Source organism: Paraburkholderia sp. RAU2J (assembly GCF_003634845.1).
Taxonomy (GTDB): Bacteria; Pseudomonadota; Gammaproteobacteria; order Burkholderiales; family Burkholderiaceae; genus Paraburkholderia; species Paraburkholderia fynbosensis.
Map to the genome: position 1 here is coordinate 2,149,736 of NZ_RBXG01000001.1, position 22,464 is coordinate 2,172,199.

Sequence of the window (22,464 nt, forward strand, 5' to 3'; positions counted from 1 at the left end):
ATTATTGATGGCACGCGAGACGCGGGCTCATGGTCATCACGAAGTCGGTCGAGTCGATCGACAGATTGGGCGAGTAAAACGGGTCGTTCCACAAGGCATCGCCCCAGCGCTTCTTCACGAACTCGATTTCTTCGACAAAGCGCGCCATCTTCTCGGGCGTATCTTCATAGCCGCGGGAAGCGGACTCGTGGTGGTACAACTCGGCAAACGGGGTCCACACGTTGCGGTAGCCGGCGTCGCGCACGCGCAGGCAGAAATCGACGTCGTTGAAGGCGATGACCAGACCCTCGTCGAGTCCGCGCACTTCACGATAGATACTCGTGCGGATCACGAGGCAAGCCGCAGTGACCGCGCTGACTGCATTGCGCAGCACCGCCCGGCAGAAGTAGCCCGGCGCATTGCGAGGCAGGTACTTGTGGCCGTGGCCGGCCAGCCCACCCATGCCGAGAAACACGCCGGCATGCTGGATGGTGTCGTCGGGGTAGAGCAGTTTCGCGCCCACCGCGCCCACATTGTCTTGCAGCGCGACCGAAACGAGTTCGCTCAGCCATTGCGGCGTGATCACTTCGATGTCGTTGTTCAGCAGACAGACGAACTCGGCCTTGCTCGCCAGCGCGATGCGGTTGTTGAGCGCCGAGTAGTTGAACGGCGAGTCGTCGCGCACCACGCGAATGCGCGCGTCGCCTTCGTAGCTCTTGAACAGCTCGAAGGTTTCGGGCTTGACCGAGCCGTTGTCGATGATCGTGATCAGATAGTTCTGGTACGTGGTGCGCTCCTTGATGGAGTCGACACACTGCTTGACGAGGCCCGCCGCGTCGCGCGTCGGAATGATGATTTCGACCAGCGGCTCCTGCTCGGGCAACGCGTAGACGATCCGTTGGTACATCACCGCGTCGTCAGCGGATTGCACCGTCCCGGCGATTTTGCTGCGCGTGAGGTGCTCCTGGACCGCGCGGGCCGCGGCGATCGTCGCGTAGGGCTTCGCTTCCGCGCCCGACGCGGTGCTTTCCGGCAGCACGCGCCAGTGATACAGCACGCGCGGGATATGGTGGATGGCCTGCGGGCCGGCCGCTTCCATGACACGCAGCGCAAGATCGTAGTCTTGCGAGCCTTCCAGGCCTTCGCGGAAGCCGCCGACCTGCCGCAGCACGGCGGTCTTGTAGACGCCGAAATGCGAAATCATGTTCTGGCTGAGGAACAGGTCGTAATTGAAATCGCACTTGAAATACGGATCGTAGCGCTTGCCTTCGATCGTGACCTTGTCCTCGTCACTGTAGATCAACGCGGCTTGCGGCTCGCGCTCGATCAACTCCGCCACGTAGTACAGCGCCAGCGGATGCAACTCGTCGTCGTGATCGAGCAGGCCGGTGTATTCGCCGCTGACCAACGCCAGCGCACTATTGCTCGCCGCGCTGATATGACCGTTGGCCGTGCGGTAGGTGATCTTGATGCGGGGGTCGCGCGCCGCGTACTCGTCGAGAATTTCCTTCACGTGGGGCTGCGTGGACCTGTCGTCCGCGATGCACAGTTCCCAGTTCGTGTAGATCTGAGCGACGACCGAATCGATGGCCTTGCGCAGATACTCGGCCGGCGAGTTGTACGTCGGCATCACGATGCTGATGAGCGGCTGGCGCTGCCACTCGCGCGCGGCCTCCATCAGACTCGGATAGCGTTCCGCCGCCACCTCGTTGATCGCAATCCAGTTCTCGTAGGTAGCCGGCAGCGGGGTGCCGAGCGCGGCCACCGCGTCGGCCTGGGCAAGTGCGGCCTCGTCCGCTTGACCGAACGGCAACGAGTTTTCGTCGACCACCAGCGCGAAGTCGTTCAACGAGAACGGTCCGGGAAACGCGAGCGGATCGAAGCGCACCGCACGCAGCGTCCACGGGAAGGAGATGCTCTGGTCCACATGGTTGTTGGCGTCTGCGCGGAGCCAGACCGCACCCTGTTCCGACATGCCGTCGCCCTTGTCGACATACAGCATGCATGGCGTCTTCGGCGCCTTGCCCGTCGCTAGCGTAAAAGACAGATGTACGGTGCGTCCACGCATGTGCTCCCAACCCGCAATGGCAAACTGCGGATCGTTTGTCGTTGCGTTCCATTGGTATTCGTCACCCGGGAATACTTCAACGTTATTGAGTGGTTGCAGTTCAAGTTTCATGTTGAATGAGGAGCTTTGGCTATATATCTATGATGGACGACATTGTCGGGCATGTGGCCAGCATCGAGAGGTCAATGTCGAACGGCACGGGTACGATGTTGCTTGGCGAACTCTCCTCGCAGGTCAATTCGAATAGTGGATCATCGCCGCCTGGCCGCCGTGGAAAGCCGGGTACGCACGGCGGATTTATTTGAGCCAAGCCCGAACGTCATTGCACCGACAGCGATGCATACAGGTCTTTCAATGGAGAAAGCACCGCCTGCCAGCGCAGATCGCGATCGTGCCGGCGGGTGCCGCGTTCGAGTGTCAACGCTTCGCGGATCGATCGCGTGATGCTTGCGACGTCGTCCGGATCGAGATAGGCCACCTGATCCGCGAAATACTCGCGCGTGGAGCCGATCTGCGTGACGGCGATGCGCGCGCCGGCCGCATGCGCTTCGAGCGCGGCGAGCCCGGGTGTTTCCAGCGTGCTCGGCAGGCAGAACGCGTCACATGCGGCGTAGGCCGAGCGCAGCAGCGGCGAGTCGTGCGGCAGCACGCCGGGATAGATCACCTGGTCGCCGCCGGCTTCGAGGCATGCGCGCGCATACTCGGGGTCGCGCTGATGGCCGATCAGGACCACCTTGCGCTCCGGCATGGACTTCATGGCCTGCATGAGCGCAAGCTGGTTCTTGCGCGGTTCGATATTGCCGACGTTGAGCACGAAGGGTTCGCGAAGATTGAAATGATCGCGAAACAGGTGCGCCGGCACCGGCTCGTAAAACGTTTCTTCGACACCGTTGTAGACCGTGACGAATTTCTCGCGCGGCAGCCCGAACACCTGCGCGAGCGTGTCGCACTCGATGTCCGAATTCGCCACCACGCGATCGGCCAGCGTGAACTGATGCCTGATTTCGTCGACGGGATAGAGGTGCCTTGTCGCGTCGGTGATCCACAGGCTGGAGGACACGACGAGCGGCAAGCCCAACTGCTTGACGAAGTTGCAGAAGTGCACGGAGCCGCCGACGCACGAGAAGAAGTGCACGACGTCATGCTCGAGAAAGCGCGGATTCCAAGGATCGAACAGGTCGACCTCTACGCCGTGCGCCGGAAGATGTTTGCGATACGCAAGCAACTGTATCTCTCCACCGCCAGGTGTGTGGAAAGCCATGGGGTACGTTGCAAACAGCACTTTCATAAATATGAGCTTATGTCCTCGATCTCTCGAATTGCCCGACAACGTTTGCCAGGGAGTTAACCCGCTTACAATATGCGGCCTGAACTCATAGCGGCATGCCGCCTTCGACCCTACAGATGCCGTATTGTACCGTGCTTCGTTTGCCATTCCGTGCGCCAGACCGTGCGCGTCCGGGGACGCGCTGGCAGCTCCTCAAGCGTGAGCGCGCAGCGGCGTTTACGTTCGAATTGCCGCCTGGCGTGGCATGACCGCGCTGCGCAACCCGATCGTCCTGGTGGATAAAACATGAGTCATACGGTTCTGATCACCGGCGCCAACGGCTTCGTCGGCAAGTCGGTCTGCAAAGCCTTGCTGCAGCGCGGCGACCGGGTCGTCGGCGCAGTACGCCGCGCCCAGACCGCGGCGCAAGGCGTGCGTGAATGGCTGCTCGACGCGGACGACTTTGAGGGCATCGAGCAACGCTGGCCTGTCACGCTGCAATGCGATGTGGTCATCCATCTCGCCGCTCGCGTCCACGTGATGCACGACACGACCGCCGAGCCGCTCGCCGCCTATCGCGCGACCAACGTCGACGGCGCGTTGCGCGTCGCCGCCGCGGCCCGTCGCGCGGGCGCGCGCCGCTTCGTGTTCGTCAGCAGCATCAAGGCGATGGCGGAAAGCAGCAGCGGGCGGCCCATCAAGGAAACGGATCCGCCCGCGCCGTCCGATCCCTACGGCATCTCCAAGCTCGAAGCCGAGCGGGCGTTGCTCGCATACGGCCGCGAGTCGGGTCTCGAGATCGTGATCGTGCGGCCGCCGCTGGTCTACGGCCCGGGCGTGCGCGCGAACTTCCTGCAGCTGATGGGCGCGATCGCCCGGGGCGTGCCGCTGCCGCTCGGCGCGATCGCCGCGCGCCGCAGCCTCGTGTTCGTCGATAACCTCGCGGACGCCCTCGTGCATTGCAGCACCGATCCGCGCGCGGCCGGCCACACGTTCCACGTCACCGACAACCGCGATCTGAGCGTGTCGGAACTGGCGCGGGCGCTAACCACGCAACTGCACGCACCGCAACGTCTCGTGCCGGTGCCGGTCGGCGTGCTGCGGCTCGCGGGCCGTCTGACGGGACGCTCGGCGCAGGTCGAGCGGCTGGTTGGCGAATTGCGCCTCGACAGTTCGCATATCTGCGAGTGCCTCGGCTGGTATCCGCCGCACACCGTCGAGCATGGCCTGCTGGAGACTGCCGCCTGGTATCGCTCCACACATTGATCACATAGAACTGAACGCACTGACCTGCATTGAACCTGCTCCCGATGTCTTCACTTTCCGCCTACCCGGTGGTCCATCTGCTGCTGTGCGGCGCGCTCGCGCTGGGCGCGTGCGCGGCGATCCTGTGGGCGCTCCTCAGAAGCGGTCTCGCGTGGCGGCTCGCCACCGACATCCCCAACGACCGCTCGCTACACACCCGGCCGACACCGCGCGTCGGCGGTTGGGGCATCGTGCCGGTGAGCGTGGCGCTGATCTGGCTGGTCGCGCCGTCGCTCTGGCTGCCCGCGCTGGCGGCGGCGCTGCTTGCCGCGCTGTCGCAGATCGACGACCGCCGCGGCTTGCCCGCGCGAGTGCGCTTCGGCGGCCACGCGGCGGCGGTGGCGGCGCTGATCGCCGTCTATCCCGCCGACGTGCCTTGGTGGGCGCTGGCGGCCATGGCGGTTCTGCTCGTCTGGCTGGTCAATTTGTACAACTTCATGGATGGCTCGGACGGGCTCGCCGGCGGCATGGCGCTGTTCGGCTTCGGCGGCTACGCCATCGCCGCGTCCCTGCCGGCGGGCCCCGCGGCGCATCCCGAGGTCGCGCTCGCGCTGGCCAGCGTGGTGGTGGCCGGGGCGGCGGCGGGCTTCCTGCTGTTCAATTTCCACCCCGCGCGCATCTTTCTCGGCGACGCCGGTTCGATCCCGCTCGGCTTCCTCGCCGGCGCGCTCGGCTACTGGGGCTGGCGCGAAGGCGTGTGGCCAGTGTGGTTTCCCGCGCTGTGCTTCGCGCCGTTCATCGGCGATGCGTCGGTGACGCTGCTCAAACGCCTGCTGCGCGGTGAAAAATTTTGGGAAGCGCACCGCGAACACTACTATCAAAGACTGGTGCAGTCCGGTTTGGGGCACGCATCGACGGCATGGGTTTGGTATTTGTTCATGGCGGCGGGCATAATGCTTGCTATATCGGCACTACGATTTGCCGTCCTGTATCAATGGCTGGTTGTTGTCGTTTGGGCTGCCGTGCTGGCGGTCGCCGGGCTGTGCATTGATCGCCGCTGGCGGCGCCGCGCGCCCCGTTCCGGGCAATCCTGAGGTTCTGCGCAATGAAAAGATTTAAAGCCCGATGGCTTTCGTTCAGTGCGTTTGCGTTCGACTTGTGCGCGGTGGCTCTGGCCTGGATGCTGGCGTACGTGATCCGTTTCAACGGTCCGGTGCCCGCCGCGTTCTGGTCGAGCGGTCTGCACGCGCTCGTGTGGGTGCTGCTGATCTACGCGGTGATGTTCCGCAGCTACGGGCTCTATCGCGGCATGTGGGTGTTCGCCAGCCTGCCCGATCTCGTGCGTATCGCGAAGGCGATCGGCGTCGGTGCGCTGTTCGTCGTGATCGGCTCCGCGCTACTGCAGCCGGCGCCCGTGGTGCCTCGCTCCGTGCTGATCGTCTCGCCGATGCTGCTGTTCCTCACGATGGGCGGCTCGCGCGCGCTCTATCGCGCGGCCAAGGAGTTCTATCGCTACGGCGGTCTGGTCGGGCAGGGCAAGCCGGTGCTGGTGCTCGGCGCGGGCAACGCCGGCGCGAACCTCGTGCGCGAGCTGAAGCGCTCGGGCGAATGGCGCCTCGCGGGACTGCTCGACGACGATCCGGTCAAACAGGGCCGCGAAATCTATGGCTATCGCGTGCTCGGCGCGATCAGCGATCTGCAGACAATTTCCGCCGAACTGAAAGTGGAGCACGTCATCATCGCGGTGCCGTCCGCTTCCGTCGAAGCGCACCGGCGCATCGCCACGCTGTGCGTGCGCGCGGGCGTGCGGGCGATGACGCTGCCCGCGCTGACGCCGCTGACGCAGGGCCAGGCGTTTCTGTCGCGGGTGCGTCAGATCGATCTCGAAGACCTGCTGGGCCGCGATCCGGTGACGATCGACACGGAACACGTCGAAGCGCTGCTGAAGAACCGCGTCGTCATGGTGACCGGCGCGGGCGGCTCGATCGGCTCGGAGCTGTGCCGGCAGATCCTGCGCTTCGGTCCGGTGCAACTGGTGGCGTTCGACATCTCCGAATTCTCGATCTATCGGCTGAACGAAGAGCTGCGCGACAAGTATCCGGAAGTGTCGGTCGTGCCGATCATCGGCGACGTGAAGGACTCGCTGCTGCTCGATCAGGTGATGGCGCGCTACTGTCCGCATATCGTGTTTCATGCGGCGGCCTACAAACACGTGCCGCTGATGGAAGAGGTGAACACGTGGCAGGCCGTGCGCAACAACGTGCTCGGCACATATCGCGTGGGGCGCGCGGCGATCCGCCACGACGTCGCCCATTTCGTGCTGATTTCCACCGACAAGGCCGTCAACCCGACCAACGTGATGGGCGCGAGCAAGCGTCTCGCGGAGATGGCCTGCTCAGCGCTGCAGGCGCAGGGCTCGCGGCGCACGCAGTTCGAAACGGTGCGGTTCGGCAACGTGCTCGGTAGCGCCGGCAGCGTGATTCCGAAGTTCCAGGAGCAGATTGCGCGCGGCGGTCCGGTCACGGTCACGCACCCGGAGATCACCCGCTTCTTCATGACGATTCCGGAGGCGTCGCAACTGGTGTTGCAGGCCTCGAGCATGGGACGCGGCGGCGAAATTTTCATTCTCGACATGGGTAAGCCGGTGCGCATCGCCGATCTCGCGCACGATCTGATCCGTCTGTATGGCTTTACCGAAGAGCAGATTCGCGTCGTGTTCACCGGGTTGCGTCCCGGCGAGAAGCTGTACGAAGAACTGCTGGCCGATGATGAAACGACCACGCGCACACCGCATCCGAAGTTGCGCATCGCGCGGGCGCGCGAAGTGCCCGACTCCATGATCGACAATCTGCTGCCGTGGCTGATGCAGCACCGCGTGCCGTCGGACGATGAAGTGCGCCGCGATCTGCGCCGCTGGGTGCCCGAATATCAGCCGGCCACGGCTACCGCGCTGCGCAGCGTGACGCCGGTGACGCGGGCGTCGTGAGTCGGGCGGGGGGCGGTCCCGCATCTGGTCGTAAAAAAAGCGCCCTCGGGCGCCTTTTCATTGCCATCCCTCGTCCGCCTTACCACAGCGGACCATCAAAACCTGCGGCAAGGATTCGGCCCATTCACGCTGGTGGCTTTGGTCGCCGCTGAAAACGCCGCGAGCGCCGCGAGCGTTCCGGCCACTTTCAGCGTCGTCGCAAGCGGGTCCGACGTTGCCTCATTTGCATCGCTCACCTGCCGGCCCGGGTACGCCGTACATTCGGGCCGTGCGCTTGCTGTCGCCGCCGGCTTCACGCTCCAGACGATATTGTTGTCCGACACCGTGTTGGCGAACGCGGGCAGGCTGGCCGCCAGAACACCGAGCGCGAGAACATGAACTTGCCACATCAAGACAGCCTCTGCCTGATCATCGGAAACACGCCGGCGAGCTCAGTCCCGCCTGCGCTCGCGCAGACAGCTCGCCGGTTCGACGCTTACCGCTTCCCCTTCCTCACCACCATCCACCGCGGCGACTTGAAGCGCACGATGCTCACATACAGCCACACATAAGTCGCCGCGAACACCACCACGAAGCAGAACAGATGCAGCGTATGCCGCCAGAACAGCGTGGCCGGCACCACCGCGATCAGACATAGCAGCCACAGATACGGCGAAGTCAGCGAATTGCGCCGCGTCAGTTCGCGCGCGGTGCGCGTGCCGACCACCCAGCGCATCAGCCGCTTATACACGAGCATATGCAGATGCACGCCGTCGGGAATGCCCGGCGACATGCCGCGAATGAACTTCTTCCGGTAGATCGAGAAGCAGGTCTCGAAGATCGGATACATGAACAGCAGCACCGGATACCACGCGGACACGTCGCGATTGCGCATCACCAGCATGATCGACAGTTCGGCGAGCATGAAGCCGATGAAGTACGCGCCGCCGTCGCCGAGAAAGATCAGCCCCGCCGGAAAATTCCAGATGAAGAAGCCGAGCACCGCGCCCATCATCATGAACGACGCGGACAGCACGATCGGATCATGAACCTGGAACGCCACGTAGGCGAGCGACGCGAACATCATGAACGCGACCATCGACGCAAGGCCGTTGAAGCCGTCGATGATGTTGATCGCGTTGGCGAGCGCCGCAACGGCCAGCACCGTGACCGCGAAAGAGACCACCGCGTACGAGAGTAGAAAGTCGAGCGGCGGCACGCTGATGCGCGTGACCGCGATATCCAGCAGGAAAAAAGCGAGCGCGGCGGCCACCATCGTGCAGACGAGGCGCACGAGCGGCGACACGCGCTTGGTCAGATCCTCGACGAGACCCGAGCCGAACGCCGGCATGCCGCACGCGATCAGCCCGAGAATGCCGCCCGACACGGCCGGATACGCACGATGCAACTGCACCGCCGCGGCAATCAGCCCGAGCAGTATCCCGGTCCCGCCGATGCGCGGCACCGGCCGCACGTGGAATTTCTGCACGCCGGCCAGATCGGTATCGGTGGAGAGTTTTTCATGCAGATGCGCATAGCGCACGATCAACAGCGTGATCAGCAGTGAAACGAGAAAGCCGAGCGCAAAACTAAGCATGAAAGTGGGCCTGAGCGAAGACGGCGAATTATACAAACGAAACGTCGGGCGCCGGCCGGGCGGCGCGCCACCTGCCATTGTCGCGCAACGCGCGGCCGATCCCAGATAGTGAGGTGCAAAGCGGGCGCAAAGGCGCGCCCGTCATGGATTTCACCTATCCAGCGCAGCCGGCGCGCGGTCGTTAACCTGGATGCGGCGAAGTGTAAGTCACGCGCAACGAGTCACCGTCAAGCGGCGGCGCGTGCAACTGCCAACCTGTTTCGCCGCAGATCGGCAAGACGTTCCGGAGACCCAATGCTAAATAACATCACAATTCGTGGCGGCCTGACGCTGGTAATCAGCGTATTCGTCGCTTTCCTTCTGACGGTGATCGCTGTCGGTTATGGCGCGCTCAAACTCGCCAACAGCAGCCTCGACGATACGCAGCGCAGCGCGGTCGCGCTATCGCATCTGAAGGCGAGTTCCGAAAAGCTTCTGCAGGTGCAGCTCGCGTTGGGCACGTATCAGACGCTCTTTAGCGTCGGCAAGCAGACCGACGATCTGCTGCCGGCCGCGCACAAGGTGCTCGTCGAATCGAACAAGGACTTCCGCAACTACATGGCGGGCCCGTTCGCGAGCGACGCCGAGCGCAAGCTCGCGCAAAGCGTCGAGCAGGCGCGCGCCGCGCTGGTCGACAAGGCGATCGAGCCGGAATTCAAGGCGCTCACCGATTTCGACTTCAACACCTTCCGCAACATCCAGGGCGATACCGCGAACAGCTTCTACGCGACCTATTCGAAAGCGATCGACGCACTCGAAAGCGCGCAGATCGACAGTCAGCACCAGCAGGCCGCCACCGGCGCGCAGCGCTTCCAGCTGGCGACGCTGCTGTTCGTCGCAATCGGCGTGATTGCGCTCGTGATCGGCGTGGCGGCGCGCATGGCGCTGTCGGCGGCGCTGATCAAGCCGGTCAACGCGACCGTCAAGCACTTCGAGCGGATCGCCGCCGGCGATCTGACGGTCGCCATCAAGGTGCGCTCGCGCAACGAGATGGGCCAGTTGCTCGGCGCGCTGACGAAGATGCGCGACGGCCTCGTCGAAACCGTCGCCAAGGTGCGCGGCAGCACGAGCGCGATCACCCAGGGCGCGAACGAAATTGCGTCGGGCAACGCGGACCTGTCCGCGCGCACCGAGCAGCAGGCGGCCGCGTTGCAGCAGACGGCGGCGAGCATGGAGCAGTTGTCGGCGACGGTGAAGCAGAACGCCGACAACGCCAAGCAGGCGAACCGGCTTGCCCACGGCGCGCTCGATACGGTCACGCGCGGCGGCACGGTGGTGTCGCGCGTCACCGAAACGATGGACGGCATTAGCGAGTCCTCACGCAAGGTGACGGAGATCATCGGCATGATCGAAGGGATCGCGTTTCAGACCAATATTCTCGCGTTGAACGCGGCGGTGGAAGCGGCGCGCGCGGGCGAACAGGGGCGCGGCTTCGCGGTGGTGGCCTCGGAAGTGCGCAGTCTCGCGCAGCGCTCGGGCGCGGCGGCCAAGGAGATCAAGGAGCTGATCGGCGAATCGGCGGCCAAGGTCGAGGAGGGCGCCTCGCTCGTGTCCGACGCGCAGAAGACGATTCACGAAGCGATGAGCGCGGTCGAGCGCGTCACCGGCGTGATGAACGAGATCGAGGCCTCCGCGCTGGAGCAGAGCGACGGCATCGAGCAGGTCAACAAGGCGGTCTCGCAGATCGACGAAGTCACGCAGCACAACGCGGCGCTCGTCGAGCAGGCCGCGGCCGCGGCGAAGTCGCTGGAAGAGCAGGCGGCGATTCTGAAGGACGCCGTCGCGGTGTTTCAGCTCGACGCGCTGTCGGCGTAGGCAAGTCGTACCGCTCGCGGGCTGGCGGAGGGCGCCGCGTGGCAGCGCGGGCCCGACAGGCCCGTCGACAGCGGCCCGCAGTCGGGGCCGCCATCTCGATGGCGGCTCATGCCCGTCGAGTCAATGACTCGTGCCCAGATAGGCCGCCTTCACCGACGGATCGTTACGCAATTGCAGCGCCGGCCCATGCGCGGCGATCCGGCCGTTTTCCAGCACATAGCCGTAGTCAGCCACATTGAGCGCCGCCGCGGCGAACTGCTCGACCAGCAGCATCGTCACGCCCTGGCCCTTCAGATTCTCGATGATGCGAAACACCTCTTCGACGAGAATCGGCGCGAGCCCCATCGACGGTTCGTCGAGCAGCACGAGTTCGGGGTTGAGCATGATCGCGCGCGCCATCGCCAGCATCTGCTGCTCGCCGCCGGACAGCGTGCCGGCCAGTTGATTGCGCCGCTCCTTCAGACGCGGGAACAGTTCGATCGCGCGCTCCAGATCGGCGTTCACGTCGCCGCGCGGCCGTGCCCATGTGAGGCGTGGAAACGCGCCGAGAATCAGATTGTCGGTTACGCTCATCGTCGCGAACACGCGCCGGCCTTCCGGCGAATGCGCGAGGCCGAGCCGCGCAATGCGGTGCGAGTCGAGCGAGTCGATCCGCTTCGCGCTTGCGCCCACGCCCATCGTGATTTCACCGGCGCTCGGACGGATCATCCCGGAGATCGCGCGCATCGTGGTGGTCTTGCCCGCGCCGTTCGAACCGATCAGTGTGACGACCGACGCCTTCGGCACGTCGATCGAAATGCCGTGCAGCACTTTGACCTTGCCGTAGCCCGCATGCAGATTTCTGATCGATAGCATGTGTGTTCCTGTGTGTTCCTGTGTGTTCCTGTGTGTTCCTGTGTGTTCCTGTGTGTTCCTGTGTGTTCCTGTGCGTCTCAAGACCTGTCTGCGCGACTCAGGCTGCTTGCCCGGCCGCCTGGCCGCCGAGATAAGCCTCGATGACTTTCTCGTTCGACTGGACTTCGGCCGGATTGCCTTCCGCGATCTTCTGGCCGAAGTCGAGCACCGACACGCGGTCGCACACGCTCATCACGACGTCCATGTGATGTTCGATCAGCACGACAGTGATGCCGTGATCGCGCACCTTGCGGATGATCGCGATCAGTTCCTTGATGTCCGGCGCGGTGAGGCCCGCGGCCGGTTCATCGAGCAGCAGCACTTGCGGATCGAGCGCGAGCGCCCGCGCGATTTCGAGCAGCCGCTGCTTGCCGTAGGGCAGGTTGCGCGCTTCCTCGCCGGCCACGTTCTGCAGCCCGACGAAACGCAGCATGCCGAACGCGCGCTCGCGGGCAGCCTCTTCCTCGCGCCGGTAGCGCCGCGACATCAGCCCGACGTCGGCGAGATTGGCGCGGAACGTGTGATGCAGACCGACCAGCACGTTTTCGAGCGCGGTCATCTCGCCGAACAGCTGCACGTTCTGGAACGTGCGCGCGATGCCCGCCAGCGCGATCTGCGCGGAGGTCTTGCCCGCGAGCGACGTGCCGCGATAGTCGAGCGTGCCGGCGGTCGGTACGTAGATGCCCGTCAGCACGTTCATCATCGTGCTCTTGCCGGAGCCGTTCGGGCCGATCAGGCCGTGAATCGTGCCGCGCCGCACGGTGAGATCGACATTGTTGAGCGCCTTCAGGCCGCTGAACTGCATCAGGATGCCGCGCAACTGCAGGATGTCTTGCGTGCCGCCTGCTTGCACCGCCTGAATCGCATCGCCGCCGACCGTCGTGGGCGCCGTGGTGTCGACGGTGACCGTGCGCACCCGGCCGTGCAGCACGATCTTGCGCACGAAGCCGACCACGCCGTCCTGCAGGTAGTACACGACGAGCAGGATCATCAGGCCGAAGATCGTCAGCCGCCAGTCGGCGAGCGTGTCGATGCGGTAGGAGAACGCGGCGAGCCCCAGCGTGCCGAGCACCGGAATCGCCACCTTGCGCGGCGTCGATACCTTGCGCGTGAGCGCCACGCCCGCGCCGATCACGACCACCGCCGCCAGCACCGACGCGACGGTGCGGAACATGTCGATATCGTCGAGCAGTTTGGGCAGCAGCACGATGATCGCGGAGCCGAGCAGCGCGCCGCTGCGCGTCTTGCGTCCGCCCATGATGATCGCGAGCAGGAACAGGATGGTCAGCTCGAAGTTGTAGGTATTCGGCGAGATGTACTGCTCCGAATACGAATAGAGGCAGCCGGCGAGCCCTGCAAAACCCGCGCTGATCACGAACGCGTAGACCTTGTAGCGGTACACCGACACGCCCATGCAGTCCGAGGCGATCGGACTGTCGCGCAGCGCTTCGAACGCGCGGCCCAGGTGCGACTTGAGCACGCGGTGCACGACGATCAGCGACACCACCAGCAGCGCCGCAACGAGCCAGTAGTATTCGACTTCGTTCATCGGCCGGCCGCCCAACGACGGCTTCGGGATCTTCACGCCCATCGGCCCGTTGGTCAGAAAATCCATCTCGTTGATGAGGATCTGCAGGATCGTGCCGAACGCGAGCGTGACCATCGCGAGGTAGGGGCCGGACACGCGCAAGGCGGGCAGCGCGAGAATCGCGCCGAAGCCGGCCGTGATCAGGATCGCGAGCGGCGCGGTGACGAAAAACGGCATGCCGAGCTTGATGAACAGCACGCCCGCCGTATAAGCGCCGACCCCGAACAACCCCGCATGACCGAGCGAAACCTGGCCGGTATAGCCGACCACGATGTCGAGACCGAACAGCAGGATCGCGTAGATCATGATGGTCTCGAACAGATGGATGTAGTACGGATTGCCCGACAGCAGCGGGAACACCGCGAGCGCGACCAGCGCCAGAGCCGACGCAATGAGTTTCTTCAGATTCACGGCGGGCCTCACACTTTCTTGATCGAGGTCTTGCCGAACAGGCCGGCGGGTTTCAGCGCGAGCACGATCAGCAGCAGCACGAGCCCCGGCACATCCTTGTAGCCGGTCGAGATGTAGAAGCCCGTGGTGGTCTCCGCAATCCCGAGAATCACGCCGCCGACCACGATGCCGAGTCCGCTCGACAGCCCGCCGATGATCGCCACTGCGAACGCCTTGAGCCCGAGCACCGCGCCCATCGTCGCGCCGGTCAGCGTGAGCGGGGCGATCAGCACGCCGGCGAACGCCGCCGTCAGCGACGACAGCGCATACGAAAACGTGATCACGAGGCCCGTGTTGATGCCCATCAGTGCGGCGGCGTCGCGGTCGTTCGCGGTGGCCACTACCGCCTTGCCGAAGATCGTCTTGCGATTGAAGAACTCGACGGCCAGCATCATCACGAGTGCGCCGCCGACCACCAGCAGTTCCATCGGCAGCACGTTCGCGCCGAGCACCTTGAGCGGCGCTTCCGGCAGCGGCGACGGGAAGCGCAGATCGTCGCGGCCCCAGACGTTTTCCGCGACGTTCTTGAAGATGATGCCGAGCGCGATGGTCGACATGATCCAGCCGAATTCGGATTTGATCTTGATCGCGGGCCGCACGCCGATCCGTTCGACGAACGCGCCTTGCAGCAGACCGAACAGGCAGACGAGCGGAATCATCAGCCAGTAGTTGACGCCCAATGACACCAGCGTGAGGCCGACCAGCGCGCCGAGCATCAGCGCGTCGCCCTGGCCGAAGTTCAGCGTGCCGGACGTGGCGAACGTGAGTTGATAGCCGAATGCGATCACGGCGTAGATCATGCCGAGCGCAATGCCGCTATAGATGAGCTGCAGAAGAATGGCCATCGTCGAGCGCCTTCGTATTCACCGCTTATGAGGCAGAGCCGCGCCCGCCGTGAGGCGGGTGCGGCTCCCGGAGCATGCTGCCGCGCGTTGTGCGCGCGGCTTGCCACGCGGCCGGCGCGAGGTGCGCGCCGGGCTCGCGTCGGCGCGCGCCTAGTTCGACGACGCCTGCTTGGTGCGCAACTGGCTGCCGCCCTTGCGGTCGGCTTCGTACGCATAGATCACGCGGCCGCCCTTGACCTCGCCGACCACCGGCACGTTCGGGCTGATCGCTTCGTGGTCGTCATGCGTGAACGGCTTGTCGTAGACCATCACGACGCCTTCCACCTTGGTGCCCAGGTTTTCGAGCGCGGCGCGCACTTTCGGGCCGTCGGTCGAACCGGCCTGAGTGATCGCGGCGGCCAGCAGGTAGACCGAGTCGTAGCCCTGCGCGGCGGAGACCGGCGAGTCGATGCGATTGTTCTTCGGCTTGAATTCCTTCAGGTACGCGTCGATGAACGCCTTGCGCTTTGGCGTATTGGCTTCCTGAATGAAGGTCTGCGGCATGCGCGCGCCTTCGCCGTTGGTGCTCGCGTTGTCGATGTAGTTCGCCATGGAGAGCGTCCAGCTGCCGATCAGCGGCACTTTCCAGCCGAGCTTGGCCATGCCGTTGGCGATCTGCGCGAGTTCCGGCCCGATCCCATACGTCAGCACCGCTTCTGCGCCGGCCTCTTTGGCCTTGAGCAGCTGCGCGGTCATGTCGACGTCCTTGATGTTGAATTTCTCGACGGCGACCGGCTTCACGCCTTTCGCGGCGAGCGCTTTTTCGAGGTCTTCGCGGCCGAGCTGGCCGTAGTTGGTCGAGTCGGCGAGAATCGCCACTTTCTTGAAGCCGCGTTTCGTGACGGCTTCGTCGACGATCATCGGCGCCTGAATGCGGTCCGCGGCGGCGTTGCGGAACACGTAGTTGTCGGGCTGATCGGTGAACTGCTTCGTCACGATACTGCCGGTCGCGACGTTGTTGAAGACGGGAATCTTCGCTTCCTGGAAGAAGCGTTGCGAGGCGAGCGCGACGCCGGTATTGATGTAGCCGACCACCGCGACGACTTTTTCCTTGTTGATCAGCTCTTGCGCGATCTGCACGCCACGTTCGTTTTTCGCTTCGTCGTCGCGTTCGACCAGCACGATCTGACGGCCCAGCACGCCGCCGCCCTTGTTGATTTCAGCGGCGGCAAGACGCACGCCGTCGCGCATGCTCACGCCCATCGAAGACGACCCGCCGGTGAAGGGTCCGTCGACGCCGATCTTGATCGGGTCGGCCGCGTAGCTGACGTTGGCGAAGGCACACAGCGCGAGCGCGCTCATCACGCTCTTCAAGCGAATTCCCATAGCAGTCTCCGTAGCATGTCTTTTCTTGCACGGAGCCTCGATGCGGCTCCCATGCGCGCCGAACGGACGTTCTTAGGAAGCCTGACCGTCGCGTCGGTGAGGCAGTATAGGAAATCGTAAAGTATTAGTAATATTCGGACTTACCCGCTTGGTGCAATCCCGCAATCGACGGCGGCGCAGTCCGTGCGGCACAACTTGCCGGACCCGCTCGCGCCCCGTCGATTTTTTCTGCAACCGGTGGTTGCCTTGGCCGCGTCAGGCAAATCCGCGCGGATTACTCGACTGCCAGCGCCAGTGATCCGCACACATCTGTTCGATGCCGAACTGCGCGCGCCAGCCGATGATGTTCTCGGCGGCCGCGGGATCGGCGAAGCACGACGCGATGTCGCCCGGACGGCGCGCGACGATCTCGTACGGCACCGGCTTGCCCGACGCCTTCTCGAACGCGCGCACCACGTCCAGCACGCTATAGCCCTGGCCCGTGCCGAGGTTCACGACGAAGCTCGCGTCGCGCTTGACCAGCGCGTCGAGCGCGGCGAGGTGCCCGCGCGCCAGATCGACCACGTGGATGTAGTCGCGCACGCCGGTGCCGTCGGGCGTTTCATAGTCGCCGCCGAACACGCGCAGCTTGTCGAGCTTGCCGACGGCCACTTGCGCGACATACGGCATCAGGTTGTTCGGAATGCCGGCCGGATCTTCGCCGATCAGACCGCTCTCGTGCGCGCCGACCGGATTGAAGTAGCGCAGCGTGGCGATGCGCCACGACGGATCGGCCAGTTCCAGATCGCGCAGCACCTGCTCGGCGATCAGCTTCGACTGCCCGTACGGATTGGTGGCCGACAGCGGGAAGGATTCATCGATCGGCGAGCTTTTCGGCACGCCGTACACCGTCGCCGACGAACTGAACACGAACTGCCTGACGTTGCGATCACGCATCACGCCGAGCAGTGCCAGCAGGCTGCCGACGTTGTTGCTGTAGTACTCGATCGGCTTCGCGACCGATTCGCCCACGGCCTTCAGCGCGGCGAAGTGAATGGCGCCCGTGATCGGGTGCGCATCGAAAATACGGTTGAGCGCGTCGACGTCGCGCGCGTCGTTGTCGTAGAAGGTCACGGCGCGGCCGGTGATTTTCTCCACGCGCCGCAGCGATTCGCGGTTGCTGTTCACGAGATTGTCGATCACCACGACGTCGTAGCCGCCGTTGAGCAGTTCGACACATGTGTGCGAGCCGATGAAGCCGGCGCCGCCCGTTACCAGAATCGTGCCCTTCGTGGTCATGCTGTTTGCTCCGTTAAAGTAAGACACCCGTCATTTTCTGCACCAGGTCTTTATATGTTTCGACGACGACCCGTTCGTCGAATTCTTGTGCGACTTTCTGCCGGCCGCGTTCCGCCATCGCGCGGCGTTCGGCGTGGCCCATGTCGAGCATGCGCGCGAGTTGCGCGGCGAGGCTCTCTGCGCTGCGCACTTCGCATAGCAAACCGTTGACGCCGTCGGCCACCACTTCGCGGCAACCCGGCACGTCGGTCGTGACGATCGGCCGGCCCATCGCCGACGCTTCCATCAGCGTGCGCGGCACGCCTTCACGATACGACGGCAACACGATGCAATCGGCATCGGCGATGAAGGGACGCACGTCGTGCGCCTCGCCAAGATACTCGATGATGCCTTCCTGTTCCCACGCCGCCACTTCGTCGCGCGTGATCGCGCTCGGATTGTCGACGCCCACCGGGCCGAGCAGTTGGAACCGCGCGTGCGGATATCGTTCACGCAAACGTCGCGCGGCCTCCACATATTCGCCGACCCCCTTGTCCCACAGGAGCCGCCCGATCAGCACGAATTTAAACGCCGGCCGCTCAGGCAACGGTGCGAACGCGAACTGTTCGAGATCGACGCCTTCGCCGTGCAGCAGCCGCGCCCGCTCAGGATGCACCAACAAATTCTGCTCGACAAACGCGGCCTGGTCGTCGCGATTGAGAAACCAGACTTCGCGCGGGAAGCGGAACGCGAAACGATACAATTTTTTCGCCACCTGCGCGGCGCGGCTCTGCTGGATGAACACGTAGCCGAGCCCGGTCGTGACCGCAACCGACTGCACGCCCGCGAGCTTCGCGGCGATCGAGCCGTAGATGTTCGGCTTGATCGTGTAGTGAAACACCACGTGCGGGCGGATCGTCCGGTATTGCCGGTAGAGCGAGACAAGCGTGCGCAGATCGTCGCGTGGATTGGTGCCTTTGGAGGCGACCGGCAGTTCGATGCAGCGGCAGCCCATCGCGGTGAGCAGCTCGAACGTGCGGTCGCGCGGCGCGAGCACCGTCACGTCGACGCCGCGCCCCACCAGCATACGGATCAGTCCTTGCCGATAGGTATAGATTGCCCAGGCAGTATTGCAAACGAGTGTAATGCGCAGCGCGGGCGTCGACTTCAAGGCAGGCTTCATGCGGGAGCGGATTCGGCGGTGAATGGGACGGTGGACGGTCAGTGACTCGCGCGCGGCGCGAGCAGCACGCGCTTGACCCGCTGCAGCGCGCGGTACGGCATCACCAGATGCAGCAGATTTTTCGCGAGACCGAGCCAGTCGTACGGATTGGCGGCGTTGAAGTAGCGCAATTGCAAACGCATTGTCGAGGTGATCTGGCGGCGCCGTTTGGTCGCGCTGATGCCGCCTTCGTTCAGCTCGTAATAGAGCCCGAGTTCCGGCAGATTCGCGCAGTCGTAGCGCTCCATCAGACGTACGAACAGATCGAGGTCTTCGGCGGAGCGATACTCGGCGCGATAGTTGCCGACCGCGCGTACGGCGTCGATGCGCAGCATCATCGAAGGATGCGCGAAGCATGAGCGGAAGAAGCGCATGCGGCGGATCGTGTTTGGTTCGGCGGGCGGCGTCAGCATGAAGAGCGGCTCGCCCGCGCGCGTGACGACCTGGGTCCACATGCCGAGGCCGGCCACGTGCGGATGCGCTTGCATGAACGCGCGCTGCTTCGCGAGCCGTTGCGGCACGCTGCGATCGCCCGCGTCGATTCGAGCGGCATAGCGGAAGCCGCGCTGCGCGAGCGCGTCGATGCCGGTTTGCAACGCGCGCTCGATGCCGCCGTTCTGTGCCATGCGCAGCACGTCGATCTTCATGTTGGCGAGCGCCGGCGCGACGATCGGCGGCGTGCTGCCGTCGTCGACGATCAGTACGTGTACCAGCGCACTTTCACTGAACGAGGCGAGCGTGAGGTCGACGTCGGCCTGGCCGTTGTAGGCGGGCATCAGCACCGCGACGTCGTCGAGAGCGGATTGCGCGGCGGCGGATGCGTTCGTCATGGGCGCAATTTGAAACGGATGTAATAAAGATTAACCGACGCGGCCGCCAGATAGCCGGCCGCGAGACCCGCCAGCGCGCCATATGCGCCGAGCCGCGGGATCGCCAGCAGATTCACGACGAACGCGACGGCCAGCGCGAGCAGCCATTTGGACAGCAACACGAACCTCGCCTGATACTTCAGGACGATAAGATTGCCGATCGCTTCGATGCCGGCCGGCACGGACAGCCACACGGCCCAGCGGAAGATGTCGATTGCGCCTTCGAAGTCCGGCCCGAACACGTGGCGAATGATGAAACCGGCGAGCAGATCCAGCACGATCGCGCCGCTAACCATCAACGCGGCGGTCATCGCGGTGAGCCGCCACATGTTGCGGCGCAGTCGCGTGGCTTCCTGCACGCGGTAGACGAAGGCGGGCGCGATGGTCTGGGCGAGCATCAGCGCGAGCGTGATCCAGTTTTCGTTCAACTGCTGGGCAGCGGAGTAGCGTCCGAGGTCGGCGAACGAGATCGCCCGCTCGAGCATCAGCCGGTCCAGTTTCAGGAACAGATACATACAGATCAGGCCGAGCCAGAACACGGTGCCCGCGCTCGCGAAATGCGTGAAGAGCGAACGGTCGAAGTGCCAGTTCAGCCGGCCGCCATGACGGCGCATGAAGTAGATCAGCAGCACCGCGCCGATCGCCATGGATTCGAGCGCCCACAGCCAGCCGAAGCGCGCGGGCGCCGCCGCGGCGCGCACCAGCAGGTAGACGCAGCCGGCTTTGAGCACGGCGGTGCTCATACTGGTGAGCAACTGCGGCTTGCTGTAGGTCATGCTTTGCAGCCACGCGTTGATCACACCGACGAACGGCTCGCGAAACAGCATCGTCACCGCGAGGCCCGCGAGCATGGCGCCGACAAGCGGCTCGAAGACATGCAGCGCGATGCCGAGCCACGTGAGCAGCAGCGCGCCGACCGACACGGTGAAGCGCAGCACGAACGCGCTGCCGAGCACGGTGCCGAGCTGCGCGGGCGGCCGGTTGACGATGGTGGGCACGAGAATCTCTGCGCCGCATACCCAGGTGATCGGCGAGAGCACCAGCAGCAGCGTGTTCGCATATTGCCATTTGCCGAATACGTCCGGGCCGAAGTAGCGCGCCAGCATGCCGCTGATCACGATCGCGACACCGATTTGTGTGAGTCTCTCGAGCCCGAGCCAGACGATATTCGTGAATGCGCGCGTGACGTCGGGATTGGCGAAGCGTTTGAGCGTCAGCATCCGCTGGCCGTTTGCCGGTACACGTATGCGGATTGCGCAGCGGCACTGCACGCGTTCGCCCACCTGGCCGACTGCAGCGGCAACTTTACAAATGGAGGGCGTCTAAGCATTAGAATGGCGTTATTCAGGCGGGTCAGAAGAACGCAATTATAAGTTGGAACCGGATCGCTTCCGGCAAGGGCGCACCGCAGCATGTCAGGGCTACTTTTCATCGCTCGTTTTGCCGCTAGTTTTACCGATGTTCAGCGGTGCGCCGGTCAAAATTTTCCATGCACGTAAGTGAGCCAACATGATCTCCAAATCCATTTTCAAGGCGTATGACATTCGCGGCGTGATCGGCAAGACGCTCGACGCCGATGCCGCACGCTCCATTGGCCGCGCATTCGGCAGCGAAGTGCGCGCGCAAGGCGGCGACGCGGTCGTCGTCGCGCGCGACGGACGCCTGTCGGGTCCCGAGCTGATTCAGGCTCTGTCGGACGGTCTGCGTGCGGCCGGTGTCGACGTGGTCAACGTCGGCATGGTGCCGACGCCTGTTGGCTACTTCGCGGCCAGCGTGCCGTTGCAGCTCGCGGGCGGCGAACGCCGCGTCGACTCGTGCATCGTCGTGACGGGCAGCCACAATCCGCCTGACTACAACGGCTTCAAGATGGTCCTGCGCGGCGCGGCCATTTACGGCGAACAGATTCTCGCGCTGCATCAGCGCATCGTCGACGAAAACTTCAGCGACGGCAGCGGCACGTACACCGAATACGACATTGCCGATGCGTACCTCGATCGCATCGCCGGCGACATCAAGCTCGCGCGCCCGATGAAGATCGTCGTCGACACCGGCAACGGCGTCGCCGGTGGCCTCGCGCCGAAGCTGTTCAGGAAGCTCGGCTGCGAACTGGTCGAACTGTTCACTGAAATCGACGGCAACTTCCCGAACCATCACCCGGACCCGGCGCACCCGGAAAACCTTCAGGACGTGATTCGCGCGCTGAAGGAAACGGATGCGGAAATCGGCTTCGCGTTCGACGGCGACGGCGACCGCCTCGGCGTCGTCACCAAAGATGGCCAGATCATCTATCCGGACCGTCAGCTGATGCTGTTCGCCGAAGAAGTGCTGTCGCGCAACAAGGGCGCGCAGATCATTTACGACGTGAAGTGCACGCGCAACCTCGCGAAGTGGGTGAAGGACAAGGGCGGCGAACCGCTGATGTGGAAAACGGGCCACTCGCTCGTGAAGGCGAAGCTGCGTGAAACCGGTGCGCCGCTCGCGGGCGAAATGAGCGGCCACGTGTTCTTCAAGGACCGCTGGTACGGTTTCGACGACGGCCTGTACACAGGCGCGCGCCTGCTCGAAATCCTCACGCGCGTCGCCGATCCGAGCAAGCTGCTGAACTCGCTGCCGAACTCGAACTCCACGCCGGAACTGCAACTGAAGCTGGAAGAAGGCGAGAACTTCGAGCTGATCGCGCGCTTGCAGCAGAACGCGACGTTCACCGGCGCGGACGACGTCGTGAAGATCGACGGCCTGCGCGTGGAGTATCCGGACGGCTTCGGTCTCGCGCGTTCGTCGAACACCACGCCGGTCGTGGTGATGCGTTTCGAAGCCGATAACGACGCGGCGCTCAAACGCATCCAGGAAGACTTCCGCCGCGTGATCCTCGCGGAGAAGGCCGACGCGAAACTGCCGTTCTGACGGCTGAAGCGGTGGCGCGGTTCGGCTGGGTTCGCCGGGCCTGAAGCGCCGCCGTGGTCGAACGCGGCGCGGGTTTATTACCGCGCCGCGTTTTT

At 64.2% G+C, this 22,464-nt stretch carries 17 protein-coding genes; 5 read left to right on the top strand and 12 right to left on the bottom strand.

Annotation, left to right across the window (positions count from 1 at the left end; all coding sequences use genetic code 11):
• Position 1 precedes the first annotated feature (1 nt).
• Together B0G69_RS09855 and B0G69_RS09860 are read right to left on the bottom strand one after the other, a co-directional pair.
• On the bottom strand, positions 2-2,158 hold the full coding sequence (locus B0G69_RS09855; protein WP_121316703.1) for a glycosyltransferase family 2 protein: 2,157 nt from the start codon (positions 2,156-2,158) through the stop codon (positions 2-4).
• A 208-nt stretch (positions 2,159-2,366) separates the two neighbouring features.
• On the bottom strand, positions 2,367-3,335 hold the full coding sequence (locus tag B0G69_RS09860) for a glycosyltransferase (protein WP_121316704.1): 969 nt from the start codon (positions 3,333-3,335) through the stop codon (positions 2,367-2,369).
• Positions 3,336-3,620: 285 nt separating this feature from the next.
• On the opposite strand from B0G69_RS09860, the gene B0G69_RS09865 reads away from it, so the two are divergent.
• The 3 genes from B0G69_RS09865 to B0G69_RS09875 are packed head-to-tail and all read left to right on the top strand — an operon-like array spanning position 3,621 to position 7,545.
• The gene (locus tag B0G69_RS09865) at positions 3,621-4,580 is read left to right on the top strand and encodes an SDR family oxidoreductase (protein ID WP_121316705.1); all 960 of its coding nucleotides are present in this window, start codon (positions 3,621-3,623) and stop codon (positions 4,578-4,580) included.
• Positions 4,581-4,624: 44 nt separating this feature from the next.
• Positions 4,625-5,653: a glycosyltransferase family 4 protein gene (locus B0G69_RS09870; RefSeq protein ID WP_121316706.1), complete on the top strand. Its 1,029-nt coding sequence runs from the start codon at positions 4,625-4,627 to the stop codon at positions 5,651-5,653.
• Positions 5,654-5,664: 11 nt separating this feature from the next.
• Positions 5,665-7,545, top strand: coding sequence for a nucleoside-diphosphate sugar epimerase/dehydratase (locus tag B0G69_RS09875; protein WP_121316707.1), 1,881 nt, complete (start codon positions 5,665-5,667; stop codon positions 7,543-7,545).
• 95 nt (positions 7,546-7,640) lie between these two features.
• Here the strand turns inward: B0G69_RS09875 and B0G69_RS09880 are convergent, their stop codons facing one another.
• Both B0G69_RS09880 and B0G69_RS09885 read right to left on the bottom strand, forming a co-directional pair.
• Positions 7,641-7,934, bottom strand: coding sequence for a hypothetical protein (locus B0G69_RS09880; protein ID WP_121316708.1), 294 nt, complete (start codon positions 7,932-7,934; stop codon positions 7,641-7,643).
• An 86-nt stretch (positions 7,935-8,020) separates the two neighbouring features.
• Positions 8,021-9,121 carry a glycosyltransferase gene (locus tag B0G69_RS09885; RefSeq protein ID WP_121316709.1) on the bottom strand — a complete coding sequence of 367 codons (1,101 nt, stop codon included), beginning with the start codon at positions 9,119-9,121 and terminating at the stop codon, positions 8,021-8,023.
• Positions 9,122-9,415: 294 nt separating this feature from the next.
• Between B0G69_RS09885 and B0G69_RS09890 the strand changes: the two genes are divergently transcribed.
• Positions 9,416-10,975, top strand: a complete 1,560-nt coding sequence (locus B0G69_RS09890) for a methyl-accepting chemotaxis protein (protein ID WP_121316710.1) — start codon at positions 9,416-9,418, stop codon at positions 10,973-10,975.
• A 120-nt stretch (positions 10,976-11,095) separates the two neighbouring features.
• Here the strand turns inward: B0G69_RS09890 and B0G69_RS09895 are convergent, their stop codons facing one another.
• The 8 genes from B0G69_RS09895 to B0G69_RS09930 all read right to left on the bottom strand — a co-directional run bounded on the left by B0G69_RS09895 (position 11,096) and on the right by B0G69_RS09930 (position 20,685).
• Positions 11,096-11,830 carry an ABC transporter ATP-binding protein gene (locus B0G69_RS09895; protein WP_121316711.1) on the bottom strand — a complete coding sequence of 245 codons (735 nt, stop codon included), beginning with the start codon at positions 11,828-11,830 and terminating at the stop codon, positions 11,096-11,098.
• Positions 11,831-11,927: 97 nt separating this feature from the next.
• Positions 11,928-13,868 carry a branched-chain amino acid ABC transporter ATP-binding protein/permease gene (locus B0G69_RS09900; protein ID WP_121319282.1) on the bottom strand — a complete coding sequence of 647 codons (1,941 nt, stop codon included), beginning with the start codon at positions 13,866-13,868 and terminating at the stop codon, positions 11,928-11,930.
• An 8-nt stretch (positions 13,869-13,876) separates the two neighbouring features.
• On the bottom strand, positions 13,877-14,752 hold the full coding sequence (locus B0G69_RS09905) for a branched-chain amino acid ABC transporter permease (protein ID WP_121316712.1): 876 nt from the start codon (positions 14,750-14,752) through the stop codon (positions 13,877-13,879).
• 150 nt (positions 14,753-14,902) lie between these two features.
• The gene (locus B0G69_RS09910; RefSeq protein WP_121316713.1) at positions 14,903-16,117 is read right to left on the bottom strand and encodes an ABC transporter substrate-binding protein; all 1,215 of its coding nucleotides are present in this window, start codon (positions 16,115-16,117) and stop codon (positions 14,903-14,905) included.
• A 255-nt stretch (positions 16,118-16,372) separates the two neighbouring features.
• Positions 16,373-17,395 (bottom strand): UDP-glucose 4-epimerase GalE, encoded by a 1,023-nt coding sequence (galE, locus tag B0G69_RS09915; RefSeq protein ID WP_121316714.1) that lies wholly within the window; start codon positions 17,393-17,395, stop codon positions 16,373-16,375.
• A gap of 13 nt (positions 17,396-17,408) precedes the next feature.
• On the bottom strand, positions 17,409-18,557 hold the full coding sequence (locus B0G69_RS09920) for a glycosyltransferase family 4 protein (RefSeq protein WP_121316715.1): 1,149 nt from the start codon (positions 18,555-18,557) through the stop codon (positions 17,409-17,411).
• 38 nt (positions 18,558-18,595) lie between these two features.
• Positions 18,596-19,426: a glycosyltransferase gene (locus B0G69_RS09925; protein WP_121316716.1), complete on the bottom strand. Its 831-nt coding sequence runs from the start codon at positions 19,424-19,426 to the stop codon at positions 18,596-18,598.
• On the bottom strand, positions 19,423-20,685 hold the full coding sequence (locus B0G69_RS09930; RefSeq protein ID WP_121316717.1) for an oligosaccharide flippase family protein: 1,263 nt from the start codon (positions 20,683-20,685) through the stop codon (positions 19,423-19,425). The genes B0G69_RS09925 and B0G69_RS09930 overlap by 4 nt, the downstream gene beginning before the upstream one ends.
• A gap of 289 nt (positions 20,686-20,974) precedes the next feature.
• Here B0G69_RS09930 and B0G69_RS09935 point away from each other — a divergent pair, with 289 nt between their 5' ends.
• The gene (locus B0G69_RS09935) at positions 20,975-22,369 is read left to right on the top strand and encodes a phosphomannomutase/phosphoglucomutase (protein ID WP_121316718.1); all 1,395 of its coding nucleotides are present in this window, start codon (positions 20,975-20,977) and stop codon (positions 22,367-22,369) included.
• Positions 22,370-22,464: the final 95 nt, after the last annotated feature.